At 41.4% G+C, this 18,485-nt stretch carries 23 protein-coding genes; 6 read left to right on the plus strand and 17 right to left on the minus strand.

All coding sequences use genetic code 11. From position 1 onward, the window contains the following. Positions 1 to 10 precede the first annotated feature (10 nt). The 3 genes from H7J92_RS14355 to H7J92_RS14365 all read left to right on the plus strand — a co-directional run bounded on the left by H7J92_RS14355 (position 11) and on the right by H7J92_RS14365 (position 2,774). The gene (locus H7J92_RS14355; RefSeq protein WP_221837569.1) at positions 11 to 1,273 is read left to right on the plus strand and encodes a dihydrolipoamide acetyltransferase family protein; all 1,263 of its coding nucleotides are present in this window, start codon (positions 11 to 13) and stop codon (positions 1,271 to 1,273) included. Between the two features lie 263 nt (positions 1,274 to 1,536). Next, positions 1,537 to 1,908, plus strand: coding sequence for a YuzC family spore coat inner layer protein (locus H7J92_RS14360; RefSeq protein ID WP_009498689.1), 372 nt, complete (start codon positions 1,537 to 1,539; stop codon positions 1,906 to 1,908). A 173-nt stretch (positions 1,909 to 2,081) separates the two neighbouring features. Beyond that, positions 2,082 to 2,774 (plus strand): YczE/YyaS/YitT family protein, encoded by a 693-nt coding sequence (locus H7J92_RS14365; RefSeq protein WP_221837571.1) that lies wholly within the window; start codon positions 2,082 to 2,084, stop codon positions 2,772 to 2,774. A gap of 68 nt (positions 2,775 to 2,842) precedes the next feature. On the opposite strand, the gene H7J92_RS17975 is transcribed toward H7J92_RS14365, so the two are convergent. The 8 genes from H7J92_RS17975 to garR all read right to left on the minus strand — a co-directional run bounded on the left by H7J92_RS17975 (position 2,843) and on the right by garR (position 10,447). Continuing rightward, positions 2,843 to 3,628 (minus strand): ASCH domain-containing protein, encoded by a 786-nt coding sequence (locus H7J92_RS17975; RefSeq protein ID WP_078818569.1) that lies wholly within the window; start codon positions 3,626 to 3,628, stop codon positions 2,843 to 2,845. A gap of 38 nt (positions 3,629 to 3,666) precedes the next feature. Further along, positions 3,667 to 4,533 carry a metallophosphoesterase gene (locus tag H7J92_RS14380; protein WP_221837574.1) on the minus strand — a complete coding sequence of 289 codons (867 nt, stop codon included), beginning with the start codon at positions 4,531 to 4,533 and terminating at the stop codon, positions 3,667 to 3,669. After that, entirely contained in the window at positions 4,533 to 5,294 is a 762-nt protein-coding gene (locus tag H7J92_RS14385) for a hypothetical protein (RefSeq protein WP_078818571.1), read from the minus strand. Before H7J92_RS14385 ends, H7J92_RS14380 begins: the two co-directional genes overlap by 1 nt. Next, the gene (locus H7J92_RS14390; RefSeq protein WP_221837578.1) at positions 5,291 to 6,022 is read right to left on the minus strand and encodes a hypothetical protein; all 732 of its coding nucleotides are present in this window, start codon (positions 6,020 to 6,022) and stop codon (positions 5,291 to 5,293) included. The genes H7J92_RS14385 and H7J92_RS14390 overlap by 4 nt, the downstream gene beginning before the upstream one ends. 223 nt (positions 6,023 to 6,245) lie before the next feature. Further along, entirely contained in the window at positions 6,246 to 6,476 is a 231-nt protein-coding gene (locus H7J92_RS14395; protein ID WP_221837580.1) for a hypothetical protein, read from the minus strand. A 301-nt stretch (positions 6,477 to 6,777) separates the two neighbouring features. After that, on the minus strand, positions 6,778 to 8,127 hold the full coding sequence (locus H7J92_RS14400) for a GntP family permease (protein WP_221837584.1): 1,350 nt from the start codon (positions 8,125 to 8,127) through the stop codon (positions 6,778 to 6,780). A 9-nt stretch (positions 8,128 to 8,136) separates the two neighbouring features. Beyond that, positions 8,137 to 9,552 (minus strand): four-carbon acid sugar kinase family protein, encoded by a 1,416-nt coding sequence (locus H7J92_RS14405; RefSeq protein WP_343228093.1) that lies wholly within the window; start codon positions 9,550 to 9,552, stop codon positions 8,137 to 8,139. Position 9,553: 1 nt separating this feature from the next. Continuing rightward, entirely contained in the window at positions 9,554 to 10,447 is an 894-nt protein-coding gene (gene garR / locus H7J92_RS14410; protein WP_221837590.1) for a 2-hydroxy-3-oxopropionate reductase, read from the minus strand. A gap of 151 nt (positions 10,448 to 10,598) precedes the next feature. On the opposite strand from garR, the gene H7J92_RS14415 reads away from it, so the two are divergent. Beyond that, positions 10,599 to 11,210, plus strand: a complete 612-nt coding sequence (locus H7J92_RS14415; RefSeq protein ID WP_078818576.1) for a GntR family transcriptional regulator — start codon at positions 10,599 to 10,601, stop codon at positions 11,208 to 11,210. Between the two features lie 161 nt (positions 11,211 to 11,371). On the opposite strand, the gene H7J92_RS14420 is transcribed toward H7J92_RS14415, so the two are convergent. The 3 genes from H7J92_RS14420 to H7J92_RS14430 form a co-directional block, all read right to left on the minus strand. Continuing rightward, entirely contained in the window at positions 11,372 to 11,908 is a 537-nt protein-coding gene (locus H7J92_RS14420; RefSeq protein ID WP_009498701.1) for an acyl-CoA thioesterase, read from the minus strand. A 172-nt stretch (positions 11,909 to 12,080) separates the two neighbouring features. Next, complete coding sequence (locus tag H7J92_RS14425) at positions 12,081 to 12,893, minus strand: Cof-type HAD-IIB family hydrolase (protein ID WP_221837593.1); 813 nt, start codon at positions 12,891 to 12,893, stop codon at positions 12,081 to 12,083. Between the two features lie 18 nt (positions 12,894 to 12,911). Continuing rightward, positions 12,912 to 13,610, minus strand: a complete 699-nt coding sequence (locus tag H7J92_RS14430) for an SDR family oxidoreductase (RefSeq protein WP_425516864.1) — start codon at positions 13,608 to 13,610, stop codon at positions 12,912 to 12,914. A gap of 121 nt (positions 13,611 to 13,731) precedes the next feature. Here H7J92_RS14430 and H7J92_RS14435 point away from each other — a divergent pair, with 121 nt between their 5' ends. Beyond that, on the plus strand, positions 13,732 to 14,478 hold the full coding sequence (locus H7J92_RS14435; protein WP_009498704.1) for an AAA family ATPase: 747 nt from the start codon (positions 13,732 to 13,734) through the stop codon (positions 14,476 to 14,478). A gap of 63 nt (positions 14,479 to 14,541) precedes the next feature. Here H7J92_RS14435 and H7J92_RS14440 read toward each other — a convergent pair whose 3' ends face one another. Continuing rightward, a complete protein-coding gene (locus H7J92_RS14440; RefSeq protein WP_171805946.1) occupies positions 14,542 to 14,700 on the minus strand; it encodes a hypothetical protein in 159 nt (52 codons plus the stop codon). 196 nt (positions 14,701 to 14,896) lie between these two features. On the opposite strand from H7J92_RS14440, the gene H7J92_RS14445 reads away from it, so the two are divergent. After that, the gene (locus tag H7J92_RS14445; protein ID WP_040759854.1) at positions 14,897 to 15,085 is read left to right on the plus strand and encodes a hypothetical protein; all 189 of its coding nucleotides are present in this window, start codon (positions 14,897 to 14,899) and stop codon (positions 15,083 to 15,085) included. Between the two features lie 102 nt (positions 15,086 to 15,187). Here H7J92_RS14445 and H7J92_RS14450 read toward each other — a convergent pair whose 3' ends face one another. The 5 genes from H7J92_RS14450 to H7J92_RS14470 form a co-directional block, all read right to left on the minus strand. Next, on the minus strand, positions 15,188 to 15,712 hold the full coding sequence (locus H7J92_RS14450; RefSeq protein WP_221837599.1) for a YcxB family protein: 525 nt from the start codon (positions 15,710 to 15,712) through the stop codon (positions 15,188 to 15,190). Beyond that, complete coding sequence (locus H7J92_RS14455; RefSeq protein WP_221837602.1) at positions 15,696 to 16,289, minus strand: histidine phosphatase family protein; 594 nt, start codon at positions 16,287 to 16,289, stop codon at positions 15,696 to 15,698. The genes H7J92_RS14450 and H7J92_RS14455 overlap by 17 nt, the downstream gene beginning before the upstream one ends. 22 nt (positions 16,290 to 16,311) lie before the next feature. Further along, the gene (locus tag H7J92_RS14460) at positions 16,312 to 17,484 is read right to left on the minus strand and encodes an MFS transporter (protein WP_009498709.1); all 1,173 of its coding nucleotides are present in this window, start codon (positions 17,482 to 17,484) and stop codon (positions 16,312 to 16,314) included. 211 nt (positions 17,485 to 17,695) lie between these two features. After that, the gene (locus H7J92_RS14465; protein WP_040759855.1) at positions 17,696 to 17,890 is read right to left on the minus strand and encodes a hypothetical protein; all 195 of its coding nucleotides are present in this window, start codon (positions 17,888 to 17,890) and stop codon (positions 17,696 to 17,698) included. Positions 17,891 to 17,912: 22 nt separating this feature from the next. Next, positions 17,913 to 18,464, minus strand: a complete 552-nt coding sequence (locus tag H7J92_RS14470; protein WP_221837604.1) for a GNAT family N-acetyltransferase — start codon at positions 18,462 to 18,464, stop codon at positions 17,913 to 17,915. Between the last annotated feature and the right edge of the window lie 21 nt (positions 18,465 to 18,485).

Genomic DNA, 18,485 nt, shown 5'->3' on the forward strand with positions numbered 1-18,485 from the left:
GGTGAAATAAATGAGCGAAACAATTGTAATGCCGAAACTAGGTATGACTATGACAGAAGGCACCATTACTGAATGGTATAAAGAAATAGGTGACACAGTTGAAAAAGGTGAACCTGTTTTAATGATTAGCTCTGAAAAACTAAATCAAGATGTAGAAGCTCCAAACACCGGTATCCTATTGGAGAAGTTCGGTGACGTGGAAGATGAACTGAAAGTGGGAGACGCCCTTGCGATTATTGGCGAAGAAGGAGAAAAGCCTTCCTCAGCTGATAAAAAGGATACTAACCCTGTCAGTGTAGATGTAATGAATTTCGAAAAACCACATTCACCATCAGACATACCTGCACAGCAAGGAGTAACAAAACATCAACAGTCAGATCGGATCTTCATTACCCCGTTAGCGAGACGAATGGCTGTCGACAATGATATCGATATCCAATCTGTGACAGGCTCTGGCGGCAAAGGGCGTATAACAAAGCGCGATATCGATAAAGTGTTGGCAAGTAGTGATAGACAGACTGAACCTGCACATGAGCTCGCTGCCAAACAAGCCGCAGCAACCGTTTCAGCACCAACTGCTTCTGTCGGCGAAGGGCTCTCTCCCATGCGAAAAGCGATTGCGAGAAATATGCGTGAAAGTTTGGCACAAACAGCCCAACTCACTTTACATCGCAAAGCAGGTATCGATCAGCTAATTGAATTCCAACAGACATTGCGCCATGAACTGAAAGCCAATAATTCCGAAGTGAAATTAAGTTTAACTGTTTTATTAGCTCGAGCTGCTATCTTGGCTTTACAAGAGCTAAAGGCCATGAACTCCACATATTTTGATGGACAGTTAGTAGAATTTGATGAAGTACACTTAGGCATCGCGACTTCCCTAGATAACGGTTTACTAGTGCCTGTCATTAAAAATGCACATCAAAAGACCATTGGAACACTCGCGAACGCGTTAAAAGATGTAACTGAAAGAGCCCGAATCGGTGAAGCGGATCAAGCTCTTCTCTCTGGTTCCACATTCACTATCACCAATTTAGGTGCAAGTGGTATCGAATATTTCACACCAATACTGAATCCAACCGAAACAGGAATTTTGGGAATTGGGGCTCTGCAAGAAGAGTTGATTTTAAGTGAAGACGGAACAGTAAAAGCCATCAAAAAGATTCCACTTAGCATTACGTTTGACCATCAAATCATTGATGGAGCTAAAGTTGCCGAGTTCTTATCCATTTTAGTAAAATATATTGAAACACCTTATTTACTAGTACTGTAATACGCAAAAGTTGCAAGGAAAGGCATTCTTCCTTGCAACTTTGCTCTGTTTAACACACGAAGAAAAGGTAGTTTGTGTATCGGTCGCACTATAATAAAACACCACTAAGTCCACGTTTGCTATTCTACGACAGCTCCTTAATTTTTCGTTATGTATTATGCATTCTCGTATTTCAAATGGGTCTACCATACCGACACTTAACACGTATTTACGATAAGCTTCATAATATACCATACCGAATTTTATAAAAAGGAGGAGTTTCAGTGCATCGTTTCCCTTACTTCCATTCACCTTATTATCCTGTCTGGCCATTCTCCACTCAAGCACAAGCCGTCAATGACACTAGCGGCTACCCACCTGTCGATACGAAAAAATTTCAATCCTCAGCTCAGGAATTCCATCTACTCATGAAACAGGCAACTTTATTAGTCGGTAAGATCGAACAATCGCCCCAATTCTCACGGGAACTTATGCAGGCCGCACAACAATCCAATCAGAATAAAGTAAACCAGCTGATTGCATCCATTGATGAAACGGCTATCGTTGAAACCCACTACACCCCAGAAGGTATTCAACTGAAATATCGGGACCAAAACGGAACATGCTGTGTGTTGACGATTAAAATTGGTTGGTGAAGTAACTGTTGTTTTTTGGACTGCATGATGTAAGCCATTGCAGTCCATCCCCTACTTATAGAAGTGAAGGTTTTCTAGCGTATCAGGTTTAATACATATCCAAATTAACATGTTATGATTAAACATAGACATTTCTAGAAAGCTGAGGTCCTTCAAAGTTTATGAAAACCATCATGAAACGTGTAATACTATATATAATCGGCTTATTTTTATTATCGTTAGGCGTTAGTTTCTCCATTCAGGCAAATCTCGGCGTTTCCCCTGTGTCTTCGCTGGCTTATGCTTTGTCGCTGACAGCCGGCCTATCCATTGGTATCACTACCATCCTCGCGAACATTTTATTCGTCGCACTCCAGGTAATTTTAAAGAAACGAATTGAATTACGTGAATTGTTCTTACAGCTATTAGTCGCACTTTTATTCGGATTTTTTATGGATGCGACACTACTCCTTGTTCAGCTGCTTCCTAACCCTGAAATTCTTCTGACAAGATTTGCTTTTCTAGTGATCAGTCTATTCATCATTTCAGCAGGTCTAGTAGCCTATTTCACGGCCAAACTTCCGTTGATGCCTTATGATGCTTTGACATATGTAATTAGTGAGCGATTCGATTTAAAATTCAGCAAAGCAAAAATTACGAGTGACTTGCTTAACGTAGGGATCGCAGGTGCAGTTTGTTTAGTCTTTATTCAATCACTCGGCTCAATTGGTATCGGAACAATTCTTGCTGCGTACTATATCGGAAAAGTTCTTGGTTTTATGATGCCGCGTTTTAAACAGCCGTTACATAAGTGGATCTATCGAGGTGTAAAAGAGGTAAATCTCGAAGACGAGGTCCCAATGAAACCCATAAAATTAAAATTGTGATGTAGTGAAAGTCAACCGGTTGCGAACGGCTGACTTTTTTGAGAAGTATTTCTATATAGATAAATCATTTATTTCTTATAAAGCAGCCTAAACTTTTCACAAACTACCGGCATTTTATATGTGAACTCTTTATCGAGACTTTCAAATTCTTTGCTAAAGAAAGTTTCATGAACGTCACGCCAGTAGCTTAACGAACGATCACCTTCGCCTTCCAAATAAGCGTGTTCTACCGTTACTTCGTCAAAAGGAACAACTTCCACTTCTGTCGTTTCCACTATCGCTACCGCTTCCCCATCACCATCGAGAATAATATTGTGTAGGCCCACTTGCGGTAACGGCTCGTTTTCTAATTCATAAATTGTGTAATTGGAGGCTGTCGCTGTTTTCTTTCCTTCTATAACCAGATTGGCAAGTTCATCTGCCATTTCTTTTGAATCGCCGAAAGCCCATGCTTCGTAACTTTCAGGTGCATGCGGGTTACCCTTTATATACTCTTCCCACATACGATTGGTCGAATTCTTGCTCTTATATTCTTTCCACGCGGTGATTCCTCCTTCCAATACGACAACGGTATAAGCTCGTTCGGAGAGAATGTTCGCGCACTTCGTAGCGGAATTCCCCGTTGTGCACGTGATGGTCAATTCTTTATTCATCGGTAACATAGGAATGAGTCGATCTTTCTCGTCTACCAACTTGAATATCTCTGTTTTTGGCACATTCAAATCCTCTACGCTAGACCCTTCAATATGAAAGTCATTGTATTTGTCTTCAGCTCGTACATCTACAAGCACAATCTCTTCGTTAGAATTCATTTTCATAAATAAATCTTCCGGTGTTATCGTCTTAATAGTCAATTTGCTCTCCTCCTCAGTTATACCCATCAGCTGTTTCTCTATTTATTTATTTCGCTATCTGTCGCTTCCAATGTGACTGCAACAATCTCCGGTCGATTGAAAACCCTTAATGGAATGATACTATTCCCAAGTCCTCTGCTCACCACCATGACCGTATGATCCAATGTATATTTACCAGCAGTATACTTCGGTAAAAACCCTTGATTCGGTGCTACTAGACCGCCAATAAACGGTATTCTGAACTGTCCCCCATGCGCATGACCGGCAAAAACTATATCAAATTCATGCTCTGCGTAGAGCGAAAACATTTCGGGCCTATGCGATAAAAGGAGAGTAGTATTTTCTTTTTCAAGCCCTTCGGTCGATCTCAAAATGTCCTCCTCTGATGTATCTCTTTCTGATCGGCTTTCATTTTCGTACGCCGGATCATCAATCCCAACAAGATGTATCTCTTCATTACCTTTAACCAAGGTAACATGTGTGTTTCTCATGACTTGTACTCCTATATCATGTAAAGAACTCTCCAGTGAACTGAACGTTCCCGACCACCATTCATGATTTCCCGAGACAAAATAAACAGGCGCAATTTGAACCAATTCCTCCATCAAAATAAGGCTAGCTTTGTCGCCCTTTTTCTTTGAATCGATCAAATCGCCCGTAAATACAATGATGTCTGGTTCCAAGCCGCTGACTTTACGCACCAAAGCACGCTGTTCTTCCCCAAAACTCTTATTATGCAAATCAGACAACTGCACAATTTTGAATTGATCAAAGCCAGCTGGGATGTTTGTCGAACGAATTGTAGTGCGAGTTATATCGATTGCATTATTTTGAAAATAAATGAAAGATCCCAATGCTGCAAGAGTCACTACTACATATAAAAACTTCTTCGACATCCGGTTCATCACTTCCTATCCGGCAACTCTAACTGTTCTTCACTAAAAATCATCATATAATCTACCGAGATATTACTGACACTATAGCTATCGCCATTTACTGAACTCTCTGGATATGCTTCGTTCCCTGACTGATCCTTTGCAATCCAACTGAAATGTATCTCTTGTGTTGGTGAGAAATTCTCAAAGAACAACTCAGGCTGATGTTTTGCTTTAGTTTTTAAAAAAGAATCCAAAATCTGCACTCCATCTTCAGGCAACGGCATCACGCCATATGAACTGTCCTTGAGAGAGGTGACCCACTCCATTTGCACCCTTGGATAATATGTTTCTTCTTCTACTACTTCTTCTGAGATTCGCTGTCCTCTCTCCCGAATCATATATAATTGGAGAGTACTTAGTTGATCCGCAGGTGATATATTCCATACAAAATGATAAGAAGATGGATCTTGCTGGTCAACCTTCCACACTCTAGGTTCGCCGTTCATATCAATATGTGCCACCTGCCATTTACGGTTCTTCCAAATCCAATAGCTCAGACCGTATTCTTGGCGTTCAGAAATGAAAGGGACCACTGTATGACGTTCATCTGCATGAATTATATCTTGAATCACGTCAACAGCCGCTTCGGGAAACATCTCATGAATTTCATTCATCAATTGCGCATCAGTTGGAAAAGAGACTGGTTCCGATAAATAAAACCAACCAGCTAAGCCAATTACCACACCAAGGAGCACGATACCGGTCAGAATCCACGATTGTTTCTTCATTGGCTCCCTCCCTCATCTATCAGCGATGCATCTGTGCGAAAATATAGCTGCCGATCTGAAGTCGTCACTAAAATTCCTTTACCGTCCTCTTCGACATAGATCATAGAATGCAAACCACTTCCCCATTTTGATCCAGTGCCTGTCAGCTGATAAGGGAAACTTTCATTCCGTTCAGCAGGCTCTGTTTCCAAATAGTATTCCGTATACCACTCATCATTAAAAACCCTATCCTTTTTCATAGTGTCCAGTTGGTCAAAATATTTTTCTGTCTGAAATACCTGATGATCTTTTGCGGCAGGATGAATAGAGATAAGTTCTGGGTTTTCCACCTGAGAAAGATAGGTGGATAACTGGTCTTTCGGATAAAACCATTGTTGGAAAGGAACGGATAGCAGAGCAAATGCTAGGAAAATATAATTTGACCAAAAGCCAAGCCAGACAAACGATCGATAACGCTCCCATCGGTTTTCCTTACTTTTCAAAATGAAATAGAGAAACCATACTCCAAGCGGTAAAATCGCCAATCTTAGCAGCAGATCAAACCAATATACATTAATAGAGAAAGAAAACAGACCTACAATTATGGTGACCAGGACTTTCCATAATTTTAGTTTGACTTTCTGCTTCGTATAGAGTTTGAAAGCAATATACCCCAATGCTATCCAAGATAGTAGAGTGAATATGATAGGAATCAGATTAAAGTCAAATAAAACTTCGATGGCGGACACCCCTTCTCCCTTAACGGAAATCAGAAAACAACATCTAATTTAATTATAGACTGTGTGTCTATTAGTTGCATCTTCTTAACAGAAAAATAAAAAAAAAGTGATGAGCACCAATTGGTCTCATCACTTGTTTTATTAGTCGATCTTTAAATCGTTCCTTAAAAATGTCTCGTAAATTTAAACATAGTATAGTATCTTTCAATAATTTATACCCTTTTAAACGATATTACTTCCAAGACACTTGTGAAGGATGACATTCAAACCAACCAAGCCACTCGGATAACGCGCAGCCCGCTTCGAATCCAACTTCCCCGCTTTGCCACTTACTTCCTAAGGAAGTTGAACCTATAGTCTGACTGGTAGATGCTGCCTGCGCAGTATTTATAGAAGGGTTAGCACCAATAGCTAAAACACCCGCCATTAGTAACGCTGCTGCAAATCGACCTGTTTTTTTCAACTCTATCAATCCCTTTCGTAGATCTATATGATTTATTAATGAAGCTTTTAACAAACCACACATAACTATTCCCAGTAAAAAGAATAGTTAAACATTTCTGCTATATGAAAATCAACTGCGATGAGTAATGCAGTTTTTTCTCTGTTAATTTGGAAGGCGGAAATTTTTTCTACACAAGAAGATGTGTTTATGAGCCGCGATGGCGAAGTTATAAGCGCAAATCGAAGTCGTATGAGCGCGTCGTCTCATTGAGTGACGAAAACCGCAAGCCACCCATCTATGAGCAACTTGCGGTTTTGCATTATAATCCAGGTAAAATCCCGCTTAGTAAATTTAATAAATATACCATGCCAAGTGCGGAAAGACCTGCGATAAATCCACCAATCGACCATGCTTGAATTGTTTGAGGAATCGTCAAACGACCAAATTTATTGACGACCCAAAAGCCAGAATCATTCGGCAAGGACAAGCCGATCGCTCCCGCACAAATTGCAAGTCCAAGCAAAATTGGAGAGACGCCGAGTTCTCCGGCCATCGGTCCGAGAATGGATGAAGTCGTGACGAGCGCGACAGTTGCTGATCCGAGCGAAGCACGTAAAATTTGTGAAAAGATGAATGCCAGGATGAGAACCGGAATACTCCAACCTTGCATCGTCTCAATCAAATAATCTCCTATGCCGCTTTGATTAATTACTGCACCGAAAGCGCCACCAGCTCCCGTGACAAGGATGATCATTCCTGCAGAATTGATTGCTTCATCATACAATGTTTTATAGGGCACATGTATATACGGTTTCAGCACGATCAATCCGACAATCACACTGATTAACAATGCAACGTTTTTGTCGCCAATGAAACCTAGAATTTGTGATGCAGTCCCTTCTTGCAACCATAAATCCGTGACTGTATTCAGGAGTATCAGTATAATCGGCAAGCCAAGCATAAAGAACGATAAACCTGTAGAGATTTCTTTACGACCTTCAACTTTATCAGGAACGGCAATATCATCCTCAAGTTCTTCCGGCATGGTCTTAATTCGTTTGCCAATAAATGAACCGTAAAAATAGCCGCCGATCATCGCTGCTGGGATTGCGCAAATGATTCCATAAAGAATAAACAATCCTAAGTCTGCGCCCGTATTTTCCGCCACAACGAGCGGTCCAGGTGTTGGCGCAATCATACTGTGCGAAACGATCAATCCGACACCGAGGGAAGTTACGAATGTCACAATCGAAATTCCTGTACGTCTGGATAAACTTTTCACCAGTCCACTCAAAATGACGAAAGCTGCATCGAAGAAGACAGGAATCGAAACGGCAATTCCTGTTAAAGAAAGCCCGGCTGCTGACCGCTTGATCCCAAATACTCGCAGCACAGCTTCCGCAATTTTTTCAATTGCACCTGATACACCTAAGAACTGGCCAAAAATTACCCCAAGACCGATTAAAATTCCGACTCCAGTTAGCGTGTTACCAAAACCCGTCGTAATGAGGCCCGGAATATCTGCCAACGGAAATCCAAGTACAAGTGCTGTAACAAAGGCTACAACAATCAACGTTACGAACGGCTCAATATTCATTTTTAATATCATAAAGAATAATGCTGCCAATGACAGCAGAAAAATGACAATGAGCATATTACCTTCTACCATGTCATCACCTCAATCCTTATTCACTAATTTCTCTACAACTGTGCGCAGTGTATCGACTTCACCGACGTTGCCAGGGAAGATGACATACGGAATGCTTGGAAAACGACTCTCTTCCCCTGTTTTCCATACAGGAATACCGGGCGCGATTTGTCCAGCCACTTCTGCTTTTTTCACGGCTAGCCCCTTTGTTCCCACATCACTTGACGTAATGCCGCCCTTTGCAATGACAAATGCTGGCTGTGGATTGCAGTGTGCGACAAACTGTGTGACTGCGGAGGAAATCTTCACAGATAAAGCCAACTCCTCTTCCTGCCGCCCTTCACCTAAATCGATTCGACTACGAGATGTATACACACAAACCGTCGTGCCTTCTCCAATTTTCTCATTGATCCTCTCCTGAATCTGTACAATTTCTTTTTCAAATTGTTCTTTATCCACGACGAGGTGACAATCAAATTCGATAAACTCAATCGAATCCAAAGCTTTCAAAGCGTTTAGTTGATCTGTCGTTTTCCGCACATGCGAACCGACTACAATCAAACCGCCCGTTGCTGAATTTTTTTGAATCAAGTCCACTTTGGTCAAATATGGTTTTGAAGAAATATCACCGATGACTTTTGTAAAGGAAGCTGCCGTACGGAATAGAAAATGTTTTCCTTGCTGGATAACACGCATCAACGCTATCGTAAACACTTTTAAATCCTCTTCCGATACCGCATTGACAATCATCTTTTGGAAACTTTCCAGACGATGCAATTTAGACTCAATCGAACCAAAATCAAGTGCGCGCAGCTCGTCAAGTGAAATCGACAATACCGAGTCAGTAGGGAATTGATTCTCTGTTTTCTCCGCAATATATTCCTTCAGATCGCTCTTTGTAAATCCAAACATCCGGTCCTTTGCAAATTCTGTTTCTCCTGCCGGTATATAGTTCCCGTTTTGCTTTACATAATGCACATCATCTATCGTTTCTCTGCCGCCTTCTTTGAAAAACGGTATAACGATTTCCCCATCGACTTTATACGCACCTTGCTTTTCAATCACATTTCTCAAAACTTCGGTTTCAAGAGGGTAGTGCCCACGCAATGTGGAATCACCCCTACTGATGATTATAAAGTCTTGTCCTGTTTCTTTCGCAGCGATGGCTATTCTTTCCGCAATTTGCGTATGAACTCTCGTCGTTTCATCCACAGAGAATGCTCGGGAATTGGTCAAAAGGAATACTAGCTGACGTGATTCCTCAAACATGGAACGGATAGTTTCGGCAGACCAGTCGGTATATACCGGAATGCCATGAACCGTTTGTACACCAGTCGGATCATCATCTAGCACAATAATTTTCTGCTGAAACGTTGGACGTTCTGTTTTCCAAAGAGTTTCCAACTCCAGTCCGTACACAGGAAGGTGTTTAATACGCTGTTGCACTTTATTTACCTCCCTTTGGCACTTCAAAATTCGCTAATTTCTCATAGTATTGAATCAAACCCACATGATCGTCTGCAGCTTTGCCATCTATTTTCAATGCATGGAACATTTCCAAGACATCCGTAGACAGTGGCATTGGTACACCAATATCATGTCCTGCCTGAACAACATTCGTCAGATCTTTCATATTAATGTCGATACGCCCGCCTGCTACGAAGTTCCGCTCCAAGACTAAAGGGATTTTCGCGTCTAAAACAGTACTTCCTGCCAATCCGCCTCGGATGGCTTGGTACATTTTTTCGATATCCACTCCGGATTTCGATGCCAGAACTACTGCCTCAGACATCGCAGCAATCGTGACATTAACCAAAATTTGATTGGCAAGTTTGGTAGTCGATCCACTGCCGTGACCTCCTACATGCGTAACATCTGCTGCCATAGCTTGGAGTACGGGAAGGGCTTCATTTAAAGCTTGCTCTTCGCCACCTATCATGATGGACAAGGTTCCATCAATTGCTTTCGGCTCTCCGCCACTCACTGGTGCGTCCATAAACCGGACATTCACTTTTTTTAATTCCTCTGCACAAAAGATCGAATCTGCCGGCGATACAGAACTCATATCGATTACGATCGATCCAGGCTTAAGATGATTTACAATTCCATTTTCACCGAATAAAACGTTTTGGACGATAAAAGCATTCGGCAGCATTGTGATGACAATATCGCTTCCTTCAGCTGCCATCTCAGGTGAAACCGCTTCCATGGCCCCCGCATTTGCTACAACTTTTCTGGCATCTTCATTCAAATCAAATGCCTTCACTTCAAATCCTGCTTTTATAATATTAAAGACCATAGGACGCCCCATGATACCAAGCCCAATAAAACCAATCTTCATCTTATGTTGCCTCCTCTTTATTTGACAATTAGCGATTTCATTATACAATAAGTTTTCTGACTTGTATACATTATTTAACTCAATGAATACAGTTACCTAATTTGATAGATTCTCTTGTATACTGTTTAGTAACGAACGGAGGAGAAGTACAATGGAAATCACTTCACGTAGCGCGCAACTAATCGCATATGAAACAATCCGGGAAAAGATTATAAATGGAGCTTTTCCTGGCGGGATGAAATTAGTAGAAGTCCAACTGGCTGAAGAAATCGGAGTGAGCCGGACACCCATTCGAGAAGCGATCCGTCGTTTAGAACAGGAAGGTTTAATTAAGCGAAAAAAAGTGATCAAGCCAAGCGAAAAAGACTTGCGTCATATGTTCCAGATGCGTACATTAATTGAAAGTCATGCTGCAAAAATGGCTGCCACGTATATGTCTGAAAAACGCATTGTTCAATTGCGGTCAAGCATCCATTTGGCACAAAGGAGCAATACAGAAGGCACGGTGAAAGCTAATAAAGAATTCCACGATCTGATTGTTCAGGAATGCAGAAATCCGATTATGATTGAAACGGTCGATAAAATGCAATCGATTATTTACCTATTTAGCAAAACTGTAGTAGTGCATGAACGCCCATTATTACTTGAAGAGCATATGAAAATTTGCGATGCAATTGAGCAGCGCAAACCTGAATTAGCGAGCAGTTTAATGGAAGAGCATTTGAAAGCCGATCTGGAGTTTACACTTAACATCGTGGAGTGAATTGCATTTCGTTCAACGTCATTTATAACAAAAAAAGATAGGTATCCTCTACTGAAATTGATTAGAGAACATCCTATCTGATAATAGTGTGGACAGCTGTGCAGCATTTTATACGTCCTCACTAAAAAGCTCAGTCAACATTTATTGTTGACTGAGCTTCGTTATACTTTTACTTGTACAGGATCATGCCAAGGGTAGTTATTCGTCAAAACAGTTGCTAAGTCTTTACTTTGTTGCTTTCTCATTTTACGAATTTCAGCTCTTTGCGGCGCTGTCTCATGCAAGTATTTTTCCTCTTCTGTCTCTGGGATGACTTGTGGAACGGCCAATGGTTTTTTATCCTCATCCAATGCAACGAAGGTTAATAGAGAGGTAGCAGCTATTTTACAATCACCACTTGCCAAGTCTTCTGCGATGACCTTCACAAAAATCTCCATCGACGATTTCCCTGTCCACGTCACATAGGATTCAAAACAAACGGAATCTGAAGGACGAATCGGATGCAGAAAATCCACGGAATCCATGGAGGCCGTTACGCAGTCGGCCCTACTATGCCGAGCTGCTGAAATCGATGCGATTTGATCAATATCACTCATTAAACGACCACCGAACAATGTATTATGATTGTTGACATCATTGGGAAAGATTCTGCTCGTTCGAACGACTCTTGATTCCCGGCACTGCTTTTCACGTTTCATTCCAAATGAAGCCTCCCCTTGAAATACGCCAACCTATTAAATCTAAATTAGAATACATTCATAAACATTTTTATATTTGTGTATCAAATAAATATACCTAATGTTCACAAAATTGTCAAGGTTGATTTGTGAATCTACTTGCATCTACAGTTGTTCGTATCGGAGCTTTATCTTATTTCTGAATTCCCTGTAACAACGGAACGTCTTTTTCTTCTAACAGACCGACTTCAAGTAATCCCTTCAAAATTCCGTCTTCCGAACAAGATGCTGTCACGTGGTCTGCCACTTCTTTAAGCTCTGGAATCGCATTCTCCATCGCAATGCCTGTGCCGACTGTCTCGATCATTTGCATATCATTCAGTCCATCGCCAAATGCGTAGCTGTTCTCGATTGGAATATTCAAATGTTCCAGCATTTTTTGAATCCCGATCGCTTTAGACGCACCATTTGGGAGCATATCCACCGAGCATTCATCCCATCGAACAAAAGAATAATCATTAAATAGTTGCATATACTGCTCAGTTTCTTCAGGCTCGCAATAGATCTGAACTTGGTTGATGTCGGAATGCGAACAAATTTCCTTATCTACTGGAGGGTACGGGATTTTTAATCGAGTCGTACCTGCAGTGATCAGTGGATGTTCAGACGCATTCGTGACAAAATTATCAAATGTAGAGTATGTCAGTCCATGTCCTTTTTCATTGGCAAGCTCCGTTAACTTCTGCATATCTTCGCGCTTCATCGGGTTAGAAAAGATTTCTTTTCCACCAAACACAACATGCTGCCCATTCATCGATACATATGAATCAAATGAAAGCTCATCTAGCAGCCATTCGAACATCAACGGCGCTCTCCCCGTACAAATGACCGTGTGTATCCCTTTATTCTGCAAAGCTTTCAACGCTAACTTTGTTGAGTCTAAAATCGTTTTATCATGACTCATCAAAGTTCCATCTAAATCAAAAAACACAATTTTATTATTCACTTGCACTTGTCTCCTTTCTTATACAGGCCGAACAGTAATTTCATTCACATTGACGTACTCAGGTTGTTTCACTGCATAAACGACTGCTTTGGCAATATCTTCTGCTTCTAATTTTTTTCTATCCGTCATACTAGAGCTTAGACGGGTATCGACCATGCCCGGGGAAATATTCGTCACACGTACTCCTGTCCGTGCAAGTTCTTTTTCAAGCCCTGTTGAAATTGCTCTCACTGCAAATTTCGTAGCACTATATACAGTACTTTTCTTCGTCGCTTCAAAGCCCGAAACGGATGCAATATTGATAATATGGCCACTTGACCGCTCTACCATGCCTGGCAAAACAGAGTCAATTCCATACAGCACACCCTTAATATTGACATCAATCATACGCTCCCATTGCTCTACTTCTCTGTTACGTACGGTAGCAGATAGCATCTGACCAGCATTATTGACATAAATATCTATGGAACCAAATGCTTCGTTCGCACGCTTTGCCAGTTCCTTTACCTCTGATTCATTCGCGATGTCTGTCGGAACGGCCAGTGCCTGACCTTGATTCGTACTATTTATCTCTTTCGCCACAGCTTTCAATTGCTCCTCGCGACGTGCAGCTAATACTACATTCGCTCCTTCTTTTGCCAACTCTTTGGCGATTGCAGCACCAATCCCTCCACTCGCTCCTGTAACGATTGCTGTTTTACCTGCTAATGAATGGATATCTTTTGCCATTTAGACTCTCTCCCTTCGCCATGCTACAATTAGTCTAACAATTTGCTGGTAGATATGCTTTGAAGTTGCTTGCCAACTGATTATAAATTTTAGAATAGGGAGTGAATTTATGCTGAATACACAATTTATGAAAGCGATGCGGTTAAAACGGGACATCGTTCCCTCGTTTAACTCATATCCTTTTGATTTACCAAGTATTCGGACGCTGGATGAACTGGATTTTCATCGGAACGTGACATTTTTTGTCGGAGAGAATGGCATGGGAAAATCAACGTTACTAGAAGCAGCGGCTGTAGCTGCAGGGTTTAATCCTGAAGGCGGATCTTTAAACTTCAACTTTTCCACCTATGATTCACATTCTGTATTAGAGGAATATATAACATTGATTAAAGGCGTAATCCGTCCAACTGATGGTTTTTTTCTGCGTGCCGAAACGTTTTATAACCTCGCAACAACGATTGAAGAATTGGATAACGCACCAGGAAACAGCCCTCGGATTATAGATGGCTACGGAGGCGTATCTTTGCATGAACAATCTCACGGCGAATCTTTTTGGTCTACATTCATTCATCGCTTCAGAGGAAATGGTATTTACTTATTGGACGAGCCGGAAGCTGCACTTTCACCGTTGCGACAACTTTCCATGCTAAGTCGAATTCATGACTTGGTCGGAGAAGGCTCCCAATTCATCATCGCCACACACTCACCTATCCTGTTATCCTACCCCGATGCAAAAATTGTAGAATTCACTGATGAAGGTGCTCAGGAAACGACTCTTGAAGAAACTAGCCATTATCGAATCATGAAGCAGTTCTTTGATGATAAAGACCGTATGTTGCATCATTTGCTAAAATGACAGTTACCGTATGAAATATGTAAAACAAGCGATTATTTCCGGGGAAATAATCGCTTGTTGTCTTTATTCTTTATCTCGGTCTGCCTTTACTTGCTCTCTTGCCTCTTTCTTTATTTCCTCAACTTGTTTTTCAGCTTCTTTTGCTGCATCATTTGCCACTTCAGATGGTTTTTTATTGTTTTCATCTTGATTACCGGGTTGATCCGCATAACTTTTCGTCATTATCTGCACTCCCATTCCTATTTTGAATGTATTATTCCCCTATCGGCCGGAATCAAACCTTATATCAGTTATGTCCCGACATAATTGTTTCCGATTTTTGGGGATTTGTTCGACAAGCTCTCCTAAAAATCTCACATAAAATGACAGCGAGTTTCGTGCTACAATAAAGGTAGAAAATAAGAAAGGCGGATTAGTCTTGTCTAAAAAATTGTTGACCTATTTGATCATGCTCGCAGTTGGCTTTACATTTCTAATTTTAGCGATCATTCTCGATCTTCCTGAAAAGGTAAAGTGGCTATTTTTAGGTATTGCGGTCGTCTTGAATGTAACAAGTGCGATTGCTGCAATGAAAATTGGCTTAAGAGAAATGAAACCTACTAAATAATGCGCTGGATATAATCTTTTCAATTATAAAGGCGTCCTGTTCATCGCATACGAATGCAACGAACAAGACGCCCCTATTAGTTTCCGCAACTCGGCTCTATTGCTAGATAACAAGCCGTTTCTCTACGTAAGATTTCACAGCATCCGCTGAATACAAATCTCGTTTGGGTAATATGTACGCGCTGACCGTACTCGTGTAAATATAAAAGTAATTCGCATCTTCTATGATGCTCTTAACACCTGTCTTAACACCTGCCCACTGGACATTCGTTTCACCTGTAGATGTAGTATCCGTCATTCCTGATTTATTCATCTTCATAAAATGCTTACCGACAAGGCCCTCATTCTTCCCCTCTTTCAACATTTTCCGAACTTGCCTTGTGATGTGAAAGTAAAAATACTTCGGATATACGATCACCCAGGCAATAGCCGTTACCGTAAATGTAGCAAATAGCGGTCCCCGTGCCATATCTGTAAATACGGATAAAAAATAGGCGAAGAGTAGAAAAATCAAAGGCGATATGTAGCGTTGCCACTGCAATGAATTTTTTCCCACTTTAGAATTCTTAACATGATATAAATTAAAAGCAACGACATCTTCTTCTGTTAACTCATACTGAATCTCCATTTGTTCCTCCTGCCAAGTGTGCTGTACAATTCAACAGCGAACAACTTTTCCCTTCAACATCAATGATAGTCAGTGACGTATTGTCGATCGTTACCGCATATCGGTCATCCTCAAGCAAAGTGACAATCATCCGTTTAATAAAACTTCCGTGACTTACAACGAGAATTCGTTTATCCGGGTTCATATGAATCTGCTCTTCTACAAACTCCATACCTCTAGCAACTACACTATCCGCAGTTTCGAACTGCATATTCAGTTCACGCCAATCGGGACCCCATTTCTGCACACGTTCTTGTTCTGTCGTACCTTCGATTAGACCACTGCTTCTTTCTCGCACACGGTCATCTTCCACCACTTTCACATTCGGCATACGAGCAGCGAGAATCTCTGCTGTATGTTTTGCACGATTCATAGGACTCGTGACAATAACATCCCAGTGTTCTCCTTCAAGTCGAGTCGCCAATTTTTCAGCGGCCTGGACACCTTCATCATTCAACGGAATATTCGAGCTCCCCTGAACACGGCCTTCCTTATTCCAAGCTGTCTGTCCATGACGTACAAATCCAATAATCGTCAATGCAATCTCCCCCAACACATCGTCATACATTCGCCTTAAAAGCAGGCGTTCGCTTGATCCATAGATAATTCAGTACAACACCGAGGAACAATACAAATGCGCCAAAGTAAAAAGGATAATCGACATTAACATCAAATAATGCACCACCAATAATAGGTCCAAATACATTACCGATGCTGGTAAACATCGAATTCATCCCACCGACAAAGCCTTGCTCATTCCCGGCAATTTTTGATAAATACGAGGTTGCAGCCGGACGAATCAAATCAAATCCTACAAAAATGATAATCGTCACAAGCAACACCATAAAATAACCCCTAACGAATGTAGCTAAAAACACGAGCAATGCCGAAAAAACAAGACAGAAGAAAATCAGCCGTTTTTCCCCTATCATCCTGGAAAGCTTATCGAACAGCAATACTTGTGCAAGTGCCCCTACGATACCACTGCCCGTAATAATAATCGCTATATCTGTTGGTGTAAAACCAAATTTATGATCGACAAACAAACTGAAAATCGATTCAAATGAAGCCAGTCCAAATGACAAAATAAAGATAATTACAAACACGATAAAGTACTGGCGCGCAAATATCCGCTTCAATCCTGGCTTGCTTTCATCTTCCGCCACAGCTTCTTGATAACGAGCAGGCTCACGCAGCATGATCAATGAAAATACAGCCGCGAACAATGCAAGACCTCCTGCGAAAAAGAAAGGAACCCGAGTACCGAATCCTGCCAAAAAACCACCTATTCCAGGTCCGATGATAAAACCTGTAGAGATGGCAGCAGACATAAAACCTAACGCCTTTGACCGTGTTTCCATCGTCGTGATATCCGCGATGAAGGCTGTAACTGCCGGCATAATAAACGCGGCACTCACTCCACCTAAAATCCGTGATATGAATAATACCGGCAAAGTTTGTCCGATCCCAAATAAAAATTCAGATGCACTAAAAATGACCAAGCCGATGACAATCATCTTTTTTCTTCCGACTGTATCAACCCATCTTCCTGAAAAAGGCGACACGAGCAACTGTGCCATCGCAAAAATGGCGACCATGTATCCGACCACTGTACCCGATATATGCAGTTCATTCATCAATGTCGGCATAACAGGTATTACGAGACCAATCCCTAAAAAAGCAATTAGCAAATTGGACAACAACAGTATTAATGTAATGGATTCCTTCTTCATGTTCTCTCACCCGCAATCAGTCTAAGTTGATATTTCTTCATCATAGCAAGCCGTGAGGAAACTTACAAGAAGAAGAGAAGTGCATTCCCAATTATCCCTCTACTCAGTTTGCACACCTTGACTGACGAGAGATTGTAAAAGTACACATTATTATCAAAACAAAAAAAGCGGAGTCCGATTTCAAAGGACACCGCGTATTTTCAAGGCAACTCTAACGATTCTTCCAGCTCACTGCAAGACCCAGTCCAATCGCCGTACATCCCGTAAGGACAGCGATGGGCATTGACCTCATGAAGTAAGCGTCGAATGTATAGCTGTCTAAAGATATTACTGCAAATGAAATGAGCAGGATGAGAAAAGCAACTAGCAAAATCCATTGGACAATTTGCTGAAATTCGAATTTCATATTCTTCATCCTTTCATTACGCTTACTCTCTACTCTTCTTCCAATCTTCATTAAGCATACTATAGACAATTATATCATGATAATGATCATAGAGAAATTCAGCATCACGAAGAACTCCTTCTTCAATAAATCCAAGACGTTCGGGGATTGCCCTACTCTTTTCATTTCCCGTACCGCATCTGATTTCCACGCGGTGCAATTCGTACTCGTCAAATGCATAGTCCAGCAACGACCTGACGACCTCTGTCATGATGCCGTTCCCTTGATAAGGTTCTGCCAGCCAATAGCCGATACTCGTCTGTTTATTAGCTTGGCTCACCGAATGAAACCCTGCCATCCCAGCCAGATTTCCGTTAAAGAGAATGCCAGCCTGAAAGCCATCCTCCGCAGCAAATTGTTCCAGCCATGCTGAAATAATTGGGCCGTACTGTTCAGGTTCTATCATGGAATCTACCCACGGCAGCCATTGACGTAAGTTCCCTCTGGAATCGTCCACGAGATCATATAGCTCATTCGCATCTCGTTGCCCTAGCAATTTCAATGAAATTTGATCCGTCACTTTAAGCATAAACATATTATATCTCTCCATTCATCT

The organism is Sporosarcina aquimarina (assembly GCF_019748715.1).
In the GTDB taxonomy this organism is placed as follows: domain Bacteria; phylum Bacillota; class Bacilli; order Bacillales_A; family Planococcaceae; genus Sporosarcina; species Sporosarcina newyorkensis.

What these genes read in the sequence shown, in the direction of transcription:
- H7J92_RS14355 (WP_221837569.1), top strand. Translation starts at nt 11, where the DNA reads ATGAGCGAAACAATTGTAATGCCGAAACTAGGTATGACTATGACAGAA.
- H7J92_RS14365 (WP_221837571.1), top strand. Translation starts at nt 2,082, where the DNA reads ATGAAACGTGTAATACTATATATAATCGGCTTATTTTTATTATCGTTA.
- H7J92_RS14380 (WP_221837574.1), bottom strand. Translation starts at nt 4,533, where the DNA reads ATGAACCGGATGTCGAAGAAGTTTTTATATGTAGTAGTGACTCTTGCA.
- H7J92_RS14385 (WP_078818571.1), bottom strand. Translation starts at nt 5,294, where the DNA reads ATGAAGAAACAATCGTGGATTCTGACCGGTATCGTGCTCCTTGGTGTG.
- H7J92_RS14400 (WP_221837584.1), bottom strand. Translation starts at nt 8,127, where the DNA reads ATGGTAGAAGGTAATATGCTCATTGTCATTTTTCTGCTGTCATTGGCA.
- garR (WP_221837590.1), bottom strand. Translation starts at nt 10,447, where the DNA reads ATGAAGATTGGTTTTATTGGGCTTGGTATCATGGGGCGTCCTATGGTC.
- H7J92_RS14415 (WP_078818576.1), top strand. Translation starts at nt 10,599, where the DNA reads ATGGAAATCACTTCACGTAGCGCGCAACTAATCGCATATGAAACAATC.
- H7J92_RS14420 (WP_009498701.1), bottom strand. Translation starts at nt 11,908, where the DNA reads ATGAAACGTGAAAAGCAGTGCCGGGAATCAAGAGTCGTTCGAACGAGC.
- H7J92_RS14435 (WP_009498704.1), top strand. Translation starts at nt 13,732, where the DNA reads ATGCTGAATACACAATTTATGAAAGCGATGCGGTTAAAACGGGACATC.
- H7J92_RS14440 (WP_171805946.1), bottom strand. Translation starts at nt 14,700, where the DNA reads ATGACGAAAAGTTATGCGGATCAACCCGGTAATCAAGATGAAAACAAT.
- H7J92_RS14450 (WP_221837599.1), bottom strand. Translation starts at nt 15,712, where the DNA reads ATGGAGATTCAGTATGAGTTAACAGAAGAAGATGTCGTTGCTTTTAAT.
- H7J92_RS14460 (WP_009498709.1), bottom strand. Translation starts at nt 17,484, where the DNA reads ATGAAGAAGGAATCCATTACATTAATACTGTTGTTGTCCAATTTGCTA.
- H7J92_RS14465 (WP_040759855.1), bottom strand. Translation starts at nt 17,890, where the DNA reads ATGAAATTCGAATTTCAGCAAATTGTCCAATGGATTTTGCTAGTTGCT.
- H7J92_RS14470 (WP_221837604.1), bottom strand. Translation starts at nt 18,464, where the DNA reads ATGTTTATGCTTAAAGTGACGGATCAAATTTCATTGAAATTGCTAGGG.